This window comes from Sphingobacterium gobiense, from assembly GCF_002980575.1.
Taxonomy (GTDB): domain Bacteria; phylum Bacteroidota; class Bacteroidia; order Sphingobacteriales; family Sphingobacteriaceae; genus Sphingobacterium; species Sphingobacterium gobiense.
In genome coordinates this window covers 35452-48705 of record NZ_PVBS01000004.1, presented here as the reverse complement: position 1 = coordinate 48705, position 13254 = coordinate 35452, and the positions used below count along the sequence as shown (strand labels likewise).

The window sequence follows — 13254 nt, the reverse complement described above, 5'->3', positions numbered from 1 at the left end:
AATAAATACATGTAAGACCAATCATTATCCTAAAACGATAACATAATGCAATAAAATTCCCTGTAGCGTTTTTAACACCACCTCCAAAAATTTGATTACGACAAACGCATGGGTCGTACCGCGACTGGCTAATTACCGATTAAATTTCTTCTTTTTTAATTTGTTTAAGTTAATACTTTTGTTTTTCATCCTAAGCACAAACAGTTTTTTCACAATTTATTCGATTAATAATCAAAAACTGTTTGTTTTGAGTAGTAAAACTACCCCTCAAGAACGTAGATTGTAGATTGTAGTCCACAAATGTAATTATTTTTTGTAAAAAAGAAATAGATCTCAGATTAATTTTATATTAATTTGAAACCTATCTCTTTTTTACAGATGATTTTATAATCAGCACTATACGCTAATAACCGTCAAATTACACAATTTTAGTTTTCCTTTCTAATATTCGTTATTCTTGATTTCCGCCACCAACTTCCCATTTATCGCATTTTCGGCTAGCCAGCTTTCGAAAAGTGGATAAGTGCCGCTTTCTCCCAACGGAAGTCGTCTGCTTAGGTCTTTTAGGCCAACCTCCCGCCCTACTTTTGCATCGAAATGGCTGATGGAGATTGCATAGCTTCGGTGTATCTTGACAAACTGAGATTTAGGTAGCAGAAGCAGTACATTTTTCAAGATCATATGGACATCATAGTATTTGGTATCGCTTATCCATAATCTTGATTTCTGCTCTCTTGCTTCCAAATAAATGATATCGGAAAACACCACCCGATGCACGATCTTTCCACGTTCGCTATGTATCAGAAAGCATCTGTTATCGGACGAGAGCACATTCAGGCTCAACGGAAGTATCCGCCTCTTCACTTCATTTATCGCTTCTATATACCGATCGAAGAAAATGGGCTTTATGAGGTAGTCCGCTACCTTATAGTCGTATGTTTTGACGGCAAAATGTTCGTAAGCGCTACATACGACTATCTGCATACGGGAAATGGATGGATTAGTTTCTCGGAGGAGCTTCAATTGTGCCATAAACTGTAAACCACTTATGATCGGCATTTCGATATCTAGAAAAAGTACGTCAATGGGAATAGTGCGTAGCTTGGCTAATGCCTTTCGTGGATTCGTTGTCTTGACGACCAGTTCTATGCCGTCGGTCAGGTTGATAAGTTCTGCCATGTACTGCAATGCCTGTATATCGTCATCGACTACCATCGCTCGTAACACATGCTGTTTTTTTTCCATAATTGTTTATCATTTGGTTATATAATTCTGTGTTGTATACAATTTCTAACCGCAGCCAGAAGCGGTTCCCTTCCATACCATACTCAAATTTCATGTTGTCGCCGTGGTTTTCCAATAAAAGCCCCCTTAGTTGCTCCAGGCCTGTACCTCCTTCGTTGTATACCCACATCGCGTCGGAGGATATCGTGTTTCGAGTGGTGACCACTAGCCTATCTGGAGACGCCACAACACAAAAGCTCGCAGCGGGTGCATCCGTGTCAAAAGCACCATGTTTGCAGATATTTTTATATAGAACCAATAGGGATAGCGGCATTACCTGATGTTGATATGTCTCGCTAGGAATCTTAAACTGGATAGGAAATATGCTGAACATCTCTCTAAATCGCTGGAGATAATACAGTTCTTCTTGCAAAGAAACCCAAAACATATTTTCTCTTGCCAGCAAACGGACGATATACCCGTTAATCGCTACGGAAGCTGACACCTGCTGTGGGTGTACCTGTTTTTTCATAGAATACACAGTACCATTTGTGATGTTGCCTGCAAAATGGGTAATCCAGCGCTTCAGCCGTTTGCTTTTTTGTTTAGCTGCCATATCATATCGTTTTTGCCGAAATGTCTTACCCCTTTCACGCAAAAGGTTTACGAACATTTCCGTGCCTCCCAGCACAAAGCCTATACTAGCAAATCGCAAGTAAAAGTCGATATAGTCTAGCACATAGTCGCGAAACTGCTGTTCCTCCGGGTTTGGCAACAGCATTTTACTTATGCCGAGTCGATACTTGTAGAGGAAAGTGTAAATAAGACCTCCCAAAGCAATGATGACCAGACAAGACCAGAAGAGGATTTTCTTTCGTCCTTTCCTGGCAACAACTAGTTTTCGCAACCAATAACGATGCAGGTAAACTAAGCCAAGCAGGAGCGGAACTACGGCGATCACAACAAATAGATGGCTTAGGCCAAACCTCGCCACATTACCCCAAATTAGCCAGGCCAGGTAGATGCTCCATATTAGACAGTGAAAAGTAACAGAAAACGGTTTAAGCAGGTCTTTATTCGACATAGATATCTCCGACATTTTGGGAGAGATCACGAAGCGGCATTCACGCCCAATTGGTTACTAAGTATATATAAAAACACTTAAAGATAAGATTTTCGGGCGATAAAAAGAATAGATTTCCCTAAAAACTAGCCATAATTTCTTGTATATACCCGTATATCAGCTGATGTTCTGACCGGGAGATCGATACCCCTACTCCCGAACGGAGATCGACCAATATATGCTGACCACGTACGAAAATCGGTATCCATAACGCATTTTTAAATAGAGTGGCCTTACTTTCTTCCGTGGGGCGGCCTGGCATCAATGTATCAAATAATGTTGGAACTACATCCCACTGTACGAGTTCCTGCGGTGTGAGGGTAGCAATAATATTATAGCAGTTCTGCAACAACGATGTATAGTCTTCATAGGCTTCTACCTTATAGTCCGCAGGACTTCTAACATGGAGCTCTTCCCCTTGCACAGTAAGTACAAGTGGTCGTACCGGCACTTTTGTCCAGTGGCTGAGCATCGCTACACCAAGCCGTACATCTATTTCGGTATTATACAGTTGAATGGTTGCACGGCTTTTAACGGATGTACCTCCCTCTTGGCCATCCACAAAACAAACGACATGTAACCCATCCGCCAAACAGCGCTTGAGCTGTATTAAGCTGGCCTTGCTCCCCGAACGGATAAATTGTAGCTCAGAGGACCGAGGATCGTGTCCAAAATACGATCTAAAATGTTTTACATACACCTGATGCTGTTCTTCGTAAACGTCGTCTTTTAATAGTACGGCGATACCTATCCCTTTTTTAATTAATGCGCGACTGATCAGTGCATAAGGTCCGATGTGAAAACAGGCCCATATACGAGGTGCTGTATCTGCTATTGGCCATTGGTCTAGTAATTGCGCTAATAATTGATCGTCCTGTTTCAAAATGCGCTGCGCCGACCATACTTGATGCATGTGCATCAAACGGATCAAATCGAAACTACCATCTGCTATATTCCAATGCAGCAACATCGCTGCTAGTTTTACGCTTTCATTCCAGGCAATAGCCTCTGTGGTGTCTGCCTGCGGAATAAGCGCATTCGTCTTTGTTTGCTTTTTGGCTTTCATTGAAATAGTATTAATAATGTACGGGTTCCTACGGCCACCATATAGAGCGTGTGGGAAGTCTGATAGATTTCTCCCCACAACGCTCTCACCAACCATGAAACTATCTTAAGTTGCTAGATATAAAAAAGCTTGCATTTCTCTGAGCTTTCTGTTTGGATAAATAAACAGAAGCTTTCGCTTGTGTCCAGCGATTGGATGGCCACGGATGTAGCCGTTTGAAGTTCATAAATTAGTTGCTCCATTTTTTTTGATAAACCCGGAGTCCGCACAACCCGCAAACGCTAAAAAAGTTCCCTCTCTTCTTCCCCTCTGCGGATCCGGGTTTAACTTTAACCATTAGTACCTACCGTTCCTAGATAGGTCACTTTCGTCCGTTGGCCACCGGAACAATGTGATCACGAAGTGAAATTGTTATATTATTTTGAAGGAGGCAAAAAAAATCACCGATAGGTGCTGGCGCACCTATGAACATACGTTTTGAGGAGTTAATATGGTTTCATTATACTAGGAAGGGGGTTGATTACACCCCCAGTACCGTTTCATTACTATTTAACGTTTTCGGCCGCCTGTTATTTTAACTAAAATCCAGATAATAAGAGCAATGACCAGCCCGACGATCAAGAAGCCTGACCACATCCCGGCTTTGAAAATTCCTTCTACTATTCCACAACTGTTTAACAATAATATACTAGACGATAATAATAAAATCTGCGAAAATTTTTTCATAACTTTTCTTTTATTGTTAAACACGCAACCAATCAAAAAAGTTTTGCGCATTATCAGCCGTCGGTATCTTGGTGAGATTTGCTTAGGAATATTTTTTCGCTCAAAATGGACCTATATTGCTCGGTACCAAAGATGGAGAAATGGTCGGCATCGTACATGTAGCTTTCGGCGCCATTTGTACTTTTTAGCGAGGGGGAGCGGTACACATCTATATATTTTTCGGCGATTTCCGATGTCTTGAGATAATTGTTGGCGCTGGTCCGGTAGGTTTGTAGATAGTTTTGTGGATCGATCCCGAATTTGAGATGCAGTGTTTCTATGACGGGATACTCCACTGTATAGCTTTCCGTTTGTCCGATATAGATCACCGGGATATTTTTTTCTGCAAAATACGTTTCTATGGAATCGAGATAGTCGTCGACCTCACTTTTTTTGTAGCCAGCGTAATTGGCGGACAGAATAACTTTATCTATCCTATTGTAATGCTGCGGCAGATAGTCCTGATAGATATAATGCATCAGGGACGTGGGCCCGGCAAAAATAGGTTTTACATGGGGGGCAGGAAATACATCGTCGCCCGTTGCCTGTAACAGATTGACGTTATTTTCGTTTGCCAGCCGTTGTAAGGTATGGGCAAACATCCCGGCATGGCAATCGCCTAACAGGAGATAGTTTGGCTGGGTTTCGGAAAACTGAAACAGCTGTGTCGTATCGAAGTCTTCAAATTTAGCACGCGATAGCAAATGAGCTCCCCCAAAACCGAATTGCGCTGCGGCGCGCTCCCTCGGGTAGTGATGATGAAAGGCAATAAGGTTGGCCTCCTGTGGATTTGCGAACAGTTTGTGAAGGGGAAATTGTGTCCCGAGGATGGTGGTCGTGATAACGAGGAGTGCTGTAGCCAATAACCATTTAGGTGCCCGCAAAAAGCTGCGTATTTCAACAAAGCGGTAAGATAGGGATCCTAATACAAAGGACAGTACGAAAACTGCTAAAAGATAGTACCATTGCCGTGAAAGGGAGAAATAAGTCCCCAACACGATCAGTGGCCAATGCCACAAATACCAGGAATAGGAAATGGCGGCAATAAATCTTACTGCCGACAATCGGTATAATTTGAAGTCACTTTGTACTAAAATAAGTAATCCTGTCGCAACGACAGGGATCAGGGTGAAAACGGAGGGCCAACCGGATGACCGCATCCCCAAGAGACCGCTGACCGACAGCAGTAAGATTACTATACATGATATCGCTATCGTATTCCGTATACGCGGTGTAAGCAGCTGTCGAAAAGATTTTTCGTGCAAGAACACAATTCCTCCGACCAATAACTCCCATGCCCGGGTATGGAACATATAAAAGGTAAATGACTGGTTTCTTGGGGCGTAGTACAACATACAACATACCGACAATGCCCCTAGCACATAAAGTAAATAGCTATCGTACTGGGAACGATTACGCGTCAACCGTCTAAGCCCCATCAATACTAACGGATATAGAACGTAAAATTGCAATTCGATTGATAGTGACCAGGTATGGAGCAAGAAATTTAACTGAGAGGCGGGCTGAAAATAGCCGGAAGACAGGTAATAATAAATATTGGAAACGAAGAGGCTACTGGACAGCGCAAATCGACTAAAGTCGTACAGTTTTGCGCCTAATACAAGATATAAGAGGACATAAAAGAAAATAATCAGTACCAGTAGTGCGGGCAGTATACGCGCCAACCTGCGTTGATAGAAGTCGACCAAACGGAAGGTACCTTGATCCATCCGTCCTAAAATCATCTTGGTCATGAGGTAGCCAGATAGCACAAAGAATATATCGACGCCCATATAGCCATCATTAAAGTAAGGCAGACCCAAATGAAATAAAACAACAGATACGATAGCAATCGCACGCAAAAACGCTATATCGTATCGGAAATCTATTTTTCTGGCAGGCATTTCGCGGGTTGTTATGGGTAAGTTTATTTCATTACAAATTACAAATATGGGATTTTATTGTAAATAGCAGAAAAAACTATTGCTGTTTTATTTGTTCATATAAAGTTAATAGACCAAAGGGGGTTAGACTATGTTGGATTTCTTAATTTTGTAGCTTGCAATCGGTAGGAGAACATGAAAATAAGCGAAGATGATTTTCGACGGCAAATAGCGAGGGGCGATGAAAGGGCTTTCGCTAGGTTCTATTATCAGTATCAAGATACCGTTGCGAAACATGCTTTTCGTATATTAAAGGACCGGGAACAGACAAGGGAAATTGTGCAGGATGTGTTCTTAAGCCTGTGGAAGAAGCATAATGTATTTTTGACCATCGTCGATTTTGATGCTTATCTCTTCATCGCAACCAAAAACAGCTGCTTAGCTTCTATCCGTGCGCGTATCCGGGAACAAGGAAAAATCGAAGTTTGGAAAGAAGAGCAGACCTACATGCGTTTTGTCCCAGACGAGCATCCGAACGCGGTATATGAGCTGCTAGATCGTGCTATCGACGATCTGCCTCCGCAACAACAAAAAGTCTACTTGCTGAGCCGGCACAGCCGCAAAAAATATGCGGAGATCGCCGACGAACTAAATATTTCCAAAGAAACTGTCAAGAAATATCTACAGTTGGCCAACCAATCTATCCAATCGTACATCAAAAGACATAAAGACGTGGTAATTTCTTTATTTCTCTCTTTTTTTATTAGCTAAGCCGGTCTTTAATTTATACAAAAAGTTAGATCGCATACCCCCTTTTTTACATAGTCCGGCATCTTTATAGATAAAGTTAGCGCCGACATGGACAACAACATACATCGTATCTCGTATTTTCTACAGAAATATTTGGATGGTGATATCTCAACAGCGGAGTTATCGCTACTCCACACCCTATTGGAAGAGAGCGACGAAGACGACATCAAGGCGGCTTTTGACCTTCTCTGGAACAATACACCACTATCACAAGATAATACCGATCCTTTATTTTCGGACGAAGAGGCCGATGCTGTGCTTCGGGATATTATAACGCAGGTTCCGATCACGCCTCGAAAAACGAAGGGGAAGGTCATGACAGCTTATGCGCTAGCAGCCTGTGCCGTGGGAATCCTGTTAACGTTTGGTTGGATCCATTTCAACCGAGAGGTGTCGCTTCCCGAAGAGGCTGTATCCATCACTTCACAGAAAATGGAACAAGACGTGAATCCTGCGCAAGAAGAGGCAATTCTTACACTAGAAGGAGGAGAAACGTTGTCCCTGCACGACATCAAAGCTGGAGACAGTATCCGGATGGGTGACGTAAAGCTGGTAAACAACAACGGTTTGCTCTCTTATGAACCAGCACAGGTCGAAGACCTTGGAACACAACACTTCGTACAAACACCCAAAGGCGGACAGATCAGTATGAAACTGCCCGATGGTACGAAAGTGTGGCTCAACGCCGATTCACGCATTACTTTCCTATCTAACTTGGGCGTAAAAGATCGCGAGGTAACGGTAATGGGAGAAGTATACTTCGAGGTCGCAAAATTGGACGGTAAGCGGTTTACGGTAAAAAGTACCTCGGGCGAGATCGAAGTGTTGGGCACCAAGTTCAATGTACGTGCCTACCCAGAAGATAAATTGATGCAAACGGCACTGGTTGAAGGCAGCTTGGCAATGAAAACGAGCTCGGATCGTGTTGTCCTTAAACCCAATGAAGTAGGTGTTGCATCAGCCTCTCAGCGGATCTCGGTATCTCAACACGGGCATATCGCGGATATCATCGCTTGGAAAAATGGTTTGTTTTTGTTCGAGAACGCGACACTCGCCGATGTGGGCCGACAGTTAGGCCGCTGGTATAATATCCAGGTGCAGTTGGCCGAAGGTTTGGCCGTCCAACGGATTACGGGAAAAATAACCAGAGACGTCAAGCTTTCTGAAGTCATGAAAATGCTACACTATTTAGGAATAGAATCGAAGTTAAAAGATAATAAATTGATCATGATACAAAAAGAACATGCCTATGAAAAAACAATTAAAATGTAATTGCCAATTGAGGAATAACCACATTATGAAAGACAAGTTAAAAACGAAAAACGCTAGATCTAAAAAATGATGTATTTTAAAAAAGTGATGAAACTAGTAGCTATGCTATTGCTTTTTACGCTTTCTACCGCTACGGCGAGTAGTTACGGCCAGCAAAATATTACCTTAAAGACAAACCATACCCCACTAGGTAATGTGCTCAAAAATCTGGAAAACCAAGTCGACTATTATTTTGTATATCGCGAGTCCGAAATAAAGGGGATATCAATAGACCAGGTTCAACTGAAAAATGTACCACTTACCAAAGCATTGAACGAGATATTGGAGGGGACGAATATCGTATACAATATCGTCGGTAAAAATATTGTACTAAAGAAAGTTTCCGCTGTAGCTGCTCCCGCCATACAGCAACAGGTAGCGGGTACTGTAGTCAACGACCTGGGAGAGGCCTTGATTGGTGCTACCGTGGTGGTTCGGGGAAAAACCTTGCAGACACAAACGGACGTAAATGGAGCATTTCAATTAACGGGCGTAGAGAAGGGGGATGTTTTGGTAGTTTCCTATATCGGCCATTCACCGGGCGAACTGATATACGATGGGCAAACACAGCTATCCATTACACTTAATGCTACTGCCGGTGATTTGGATGAAGTAGTCGTGGTAGGCTATGGTACGCAGAAAAAAATAAATTTGACGGGCGCTGTGGGCTCGATTTCGGGCGAAGATTTGGAAAGCAGGCCGATTACCAATGTGGGACGCGGATTACAAGGGCAGATACCGGGGTTGACAGTGAGAGGAGAAAATACCGCCCCCGGTGCACAAGCGCCTAAGATTCGTATTCGCGGCGTGGGTACTTGGGGCGATGCCGAACCGTTGATTGTTATCGACGGCGTGCCCGGTGGTAATATGAATATCCTGAATCCGGACGATATCGAGAGCATCTCGGTACTGAAAGACGCGGCCTCCTCTTCTATTTATGGGGTAAGGGGCGCAAATGGGGTTATTTTGGTGACGACCAAAAAAGGTACGTCCGGCAGCCCAACGTTGAGTATGAGCAGTTACGTTGGTTGGCAGACGCCCACTGCACTACCGAAGTTCTTGGGTTCGCCCGACTACATGATGCTGCAGAACGAAGCAAATATTAACGCCGGGCAAAATCCCACCTATACGGAGGAGCAGATTGAAATTGCACGTAATGGATCGGACCCAAACTATTTCGCAAATACCGACTGGATTGATGAAGTATACCGCAAGAGTGCTCCGCAACAAAATTATAACCTGAGCCTACAGGGAGGCCATGACAAAACAAGTTATTATGCGTCGTATGGTTATTTAGGTGAAGGTGGACTCGTCGTTGGCGACAATTTCAAAGCGGGAAGACACAACGCACGCTTACGGTTAAACACGGAAGTTTTTGACCGCATTAAATTAGATGGTAACTTGGGATATGTGGATCGTGGGTATGATGGATCGGCCTCAGGAACGAGTCCGCTTTCAGCCGCGATATCTATCCGACCGCTAGTTCCTGTACGTTTTACCAATGGTAGCTGGGGTTATCATGGTGGGCAGAGTAATCCGGTGGCTTGGGCACAAGATGGTGGGACAGATAGCTTTACATCGCAAGAGATTACCGCCAATATCGCAGCAACGATCAACCTTTTTGAGGGCCTGGATCTAAGGGGGCAATATGGTTTGGTAAAGTACAATTCCAAGCGGAATAAATTACTCAAAACCATCCACTATTTCAGCCCAGACGATAATGAATTGATCTACCGCACGAACTACCCGAATAGTATGCGGATGGACCATTACGCCCAGACGTACCAGACGTTTATCGCAACAGCCCATTACAACAAGACGATTCTAGACAATCATAACATAACAGGATTGTTGGGGTACTCGTTGGAAGAGACGGTAGGAAATGATTTCTGGGGGTCCAGACAGCGCTTGGCTTCGCAGGACTTACCTTCTTTGGAAATCGGAACGGAGAACCAGCTGAATGGTAGTTCAAGTAATCAAAACGCGCTCATGTCTTTCTTTGGTCGTGTGAATTATGACTACAACAGCAAATACCTGTTAGAAGGTAACTTCCGCTACGATGGTTCGTCGAGATTCCATCCAGACGTTCGCTGGAATTGGTTTGGTTCCTTTTCGGCCGGTTGGGTATTTAGTGAGGAGGATTTCTTTGAGGATTTAAAGGGATTCTGGAATTTGGGTAAGGTACGGTTCTCTTATGGTACCCAGGGTAACGACAAGGTGATGGACCCGAACAACAACTCCGTGCGCGATTTCCCTTATTTGCTAACCTTGGCACCTTCTGGCGTGACATCTAACAATCCTATCGGCGACCAGGAACGCGTAGGATTCCGGCAGAGCTACATCCCGAACCCGCAGGTGACCTGGGAGTCCGCGGAGAAAACAAATATTGGTCTCGATCTCGCATTTCTATCCAATAGATTAAATGTAACTGCTGATTACTTTATTAACAATACCAACGATATTTTATTAGCACGACTTCTTCCTGATGTAATCGGTGTAGGAACGAACTATCCTGCATATAACTTAGGTTCAATACAAAATAAAGGTTGGGAAGTCGTTCTAGGTTGGCAGGACAATATTGGCGAAGTGCGCTATGGAGCCAACTTCAACCTATCGGACGTAAGAAACAAAGTCACGCATCTAGAAGACCGCAGCGAAGTGCTTAATGACCAAGTACGCTTAGTGGGCCACCCCATAGGAGCATTCTATGGTTTTATAGCTGACCGCATTGCACAAGAATCGGATTTCGATATCGTTAATGGAGAGTATATTCCAAAATTCCCTTACCAACGGGGTGACCTTGTTGCGCCTGGTGATTTAATATACAAACCTAGCGATCCTAACGCAACGGAAATCACCGTACAAAACGACAGACATATTCTTGGAAGTGATATACCCCGATATACCTACGGATTCCGAGGCGACCTCGCGTATAAAGGATTCGATTTCAGTTTCTTCTTGCAGGGTGTTGGAAAAGCTGATGGGTACTTGGCGGGTTCTGCCAGACATCCCTTCATTAACAACAGCGCGATGCCGCAAGAAGTGCATTTGGATCGCTGGACGCCGGATAACACCGATGCCTCGTATCCACGTTTTGTATACTTACGGACGCATAACACGCGCATGTCGTCCAAATGGATCGAGGATGCGTCCTATTTAAGGCTGAAAAACGTACAGTTGGGCTATACGTTTCCGACGCCATGGATGGAGAAGATGCGGGTAAGCAAGCTAAGGCTCTACGTGTCTGGCGATAACTTATTTACAAAAACGGATTTCTTCTATGGATATGACCCTGAAGTGCCGGTAGGTAATACGGGCGGCTATTATCCGCAAGTGAAAACGTTTATAGTAGGTCTCAATTTAAATCTTAAATAATTGGCAATCATGATCTTTCATAAAAAATATAGAAAAAACTTTAAGTTGGCCCTGTTGCTGTTAGGTTTGGGGGCGATAAGCTGCAGCGATTTTTTAGACCGATACCCCCAAGATGAAGTCATTGACGAGACGTTCTGGAAAACACAGGAACAGTTGGAGATGGCGGCAACCGCTATCTACTCTCGTGTAAAGGCCAAAAACTTTGTGGATATGGAGAACATGGGCGAAAACACCATGTGGCCACAAACCCATGAGTACAAAGATATAGGCTCGGGCGTGTTTCCGGTAACGCAACCCACCGTAAACAACGAATGGCGCAATATGTTCCGTGATGTAAGGGAATGTAATGCGTTTTTACAGAATTACCACGATGCGGAGGAAACGGAACCCGGGGCAAAGGAACGCTTGGCGGCAGAGGTACGGGTGATCCGTGTACTGAACTATAGCTTCTTGACTTCTTTTTTTGGTGATGTGCCCTTGATTACTATCCCACTGGAGCTCGACGACCCCGAGGTGTATGGCGAACGGACATCACAGAGCGAGGTGATCGACTTTTTACTAAGCGAGCTGGATATTGCTGCACAGCAATTGCCGGAAGCAATTCCGACAGGCGATAACCTGGGGCGGGTAAACAAAGCCACCGCATTAGCCCTAAAAGCGCGCATCGCGCTTACTTATGGGCGATTCGATGTGGCAGAAGAAGCAGCAAAAGCAGTCATGGATATGGGTATTTATTCGCTGTACAGCACCGGTGATCCGCAAACATCGTACTATGATCTGTTCACACGAAATGGTAAGCTCGCAGAAGGACGCAATAAAGAAACAATCTTTGCTCGCATGCACAAAATGGATATCATTATGCATAACTTAAGTCGAGAAATTCAGGTACCGGATCAATTCGCCCGCTTTGTGCCTACACGTTCCCTTGTAGAATCGTATTTATGTAGCGATGGGTTGCCGATTGATAAATCGCCCCTTTATAAGGACGATACCTATGCAGATGTATTCAAAAACAGGGATCCGCGCATGACGCAAACCATCCTCGTGCCTGGGGATACATGGGGTGGTCGTTATGACGGTAGACCAGTAGCGGACAATCCTGATCCAAGCATCTACATGGTGCCTAAGTTTAGTCAAGATGGCCGGGGATCAGTAACGACAACAGGGTACTATTATAAGAAATACGTGGAACCGAGCGCGGTCCCTAATTATAACCGAGATGACAATGATATCCATCATATCCGCTACGCAGAGGTGTTGCTTACCTATGCGGAGGCGCGTTTCGAACAGGGTAAGCTGACGCAGAATGATCTCGATATGTCCATCAACTTGCTTCGTGACCGAGTAGGCATGACCAGAATGGACCTCGCTTTCTTGACGCAGCATGGCATGGATGTCCGCGAAGAGATCCGCAGAGAACGTCGAGTCGAATTGGCGTTGGAAGGCCATCGTTATTTTGATGTGAGAAGATGGAAAGAAGGTGAACGCCTCGGTCAGGATATCGAAGGCGTAAAAGCTTCTTGGTTTCCAGCATTAAGCTCGAATACTTATCGTAAAAATGCGGAGGGCTATTTGGTGGTGCAATGGAACAGAAGGTTTGAAGACCCTAAGCATTATCTGTGGCCTGTTCCACAGGTACAAAGGGAGCGAAATCCGGCATTGGGACAAAATCCGGGTTGGGAGTAGTATAATATTCC

The 13254-nt window shown here is 44.2% G+C and carries 9 protein-coding genes; 4 read left to right on the top strand and 5 right to left on the bottom strand.

The genetic code is table 11. The annotated features are described in order from the left end of the window. Nucleotides 1-441: 441 nt before the first annotated feature. The 5 genes from C5749_RS16510 to C5749_RS16495 all read right to left on the bottom strand — a co-directional run bounded on the left by C5749_RS16510 (nt 442) and on the right by C5749_RS16495 (nt 6082). Nucleotides 442-1245, bottom strand: a complete 804-nt coding sequence (locus C5749_RS16510) for a LytR/AlgR family response regulator transcription factor (RefSeq protein WP_105727341.1) — start codon at nt 1243-1245, stop codon at nt 442-444. Further along, on the bottom strand, nt 1202-2308 hold the full coding sequence (locus C5749_RS16505) for a hypothetical protein (RefSeq protein WP_105727340.1): 1107 nt from the start codon (nt 2306-2308) through the stop codon (nt 1202-1204). The genes C5749_RS16510 and C5749_RS16505 overlap by 44 nt, the downstream gene beginning before the upstream one ends. Before the next feature lie 118 nt (nt 2309-2426). Next, nucleotides 2427-3413: a hypothetical protein gene (locus tag C5749_RS16500; RefSeq protein WP_105727339.1), complete on the bottom strand. Its 987-nt coding sequence runs from the start codon at nt 3411-3413 to the stop codon at nt 2427-2429. 549 nt (nt 3414-3962) lie between these two features. After that, on the bottom strand, nt 3963-4139 hold the full coding sequence (locus C5749_RS19680) for a hypothetical protein (protein ID WP_181151494.1): 177 nt from the start codon (nt 4137-4139) through the stop codon (nt 3963-3965). Between the two features lie 53 nt (nt 4140-4192). Further along, nucleotides 4193-6082, bottom strand: a complete 1890-nt coding sequence (locus C5749_RS16495; protein ID WP_105727338.1) for an acyltransferase family protein — start codon at nt 6080-6082, stop codon at nt 4193-4195. Between the two features lie 174 nt (nt 6083-6256). On the opposite strand from C5749_RS16495, the gene C5749_RS16490 reads away from it, so the two are divergent. From C5749_RS16490 to C5749_RS16475, 4 genes are all read left to right on the top strand, one after another. Then, entirely contained in the window at nt 6257-6832 is a 576-nt protein-coding gene (locus C5749_RS16490) for an RNA polymerase sigma factor (protein ID WP_105727337.1), read from the top strand. An 87-nt stretch (nt 6833-6919) separates the two neighbouring features. Beyond that, nucleotides 6920-8143, top strand: a complete 1224-nt coding sequence (locus C5749_RS16485; protein ID WP_105727336.1) for a FecR family protein — start codon at nt 6920-6922, stop codon at nt 8141-8143. A gap of 87 nt (nt 8144-8230) precedes the next feature. Further along, nucleotides 8231-11557, top strand: a complete 3327-nt coding sequence (locus C5749_RS16480; protein WP_245893827.1) for a TonB-dependent receptor — start codon at nt 8231-8233, stop codon at nt 11555-11557. A gap of 9 nt (nt 11558-11566) precedes the next feature. Further along, on the top strand, nt 11567-13243 hold the full coding sequence (locus C5749_RS16475; RefSeq protein WP_105727334.1) for a RagB/SusD family nutrient uptake outer membrane protein: 1677 nt from the start codon (nt 11567-11569) through the stop codon (nt 13241-13243). The last annotated feature ends 11 nt before the right edge of the window (nt 13244-13254 follow it).